Source organism: Oleiphilus sp. HI0066 (genome assembly GCF_001635725.1).
Genome location: NZ_LWFH01001658.1, coordinates 1 through 626, shown reverse-complemented (window position 1 = coordinate 626; position 626 = coordinate 1). Strand labels below are relative to the sequence as shown.

The 626-nt window shown below is 44.6% G+C and carries 1 pseudogene; it reads right to left on the bottom strand.

The window, feature by feature from the left end:
* Nucleotides 1-626: pseudogene (locus A3738_RS31560) on the bottom strand (SPFH domain-containing protein); the annotation flags it as partial.

Below are 626 nucleotides of genomic sequence, written 5' to 3'. Positions count from 1 at the left end.
GCTTCGAGCACTTTCGCATCCACTTTTGACAAAGCTTCCATGGTGGCGGCGATATCATAAGCTTTTGCGTCCGCTTGCTTGCGACTGTTCTCGGTTGCCAGTTCTACGAGTTCTTGTCTCTGTTCCTCTTGTTCAACTTCCGCAACTAGTTGCTCTTTCTTCATCTGGCGTCGTTGTTCTTGAAGAGAACGTTCTGCCTTAAGTTTTTCTTCCTTGATTTCGCGCTGTTTGGCTTCCACTGCCAGCTCAGTGCTTAGCTCGTTTTCTTTAACAACTCGCTCTTGTTCAATCGAGGCATTTCTACGTTTGTAGATTGCATCGTCTGCTTGTTCAAGGAGCTGTTCTCGAACAGTTGCTTCTAAAGCTCTAGCAGTTTCTGGAGCAGGTTTGATTGCAACGATAGAAAAATCGATCACTTCGAGCCCCAGTGTATTGATCACCTCTGAACTGGATAACTCACTCTTGATAAGTCGAACCAAGTCTTGGGAAGCAGCTAAAGACTCTCGCAATTCCATTTGTTCTATCGCCGCACTCATTTTCACTTGGATCAAATTAAGAATTCGATTGCGCAATTTATCAGGATCGTCAGATTGATAAGAAAGGTCTTTAGACGTCGCTTCGCTTTT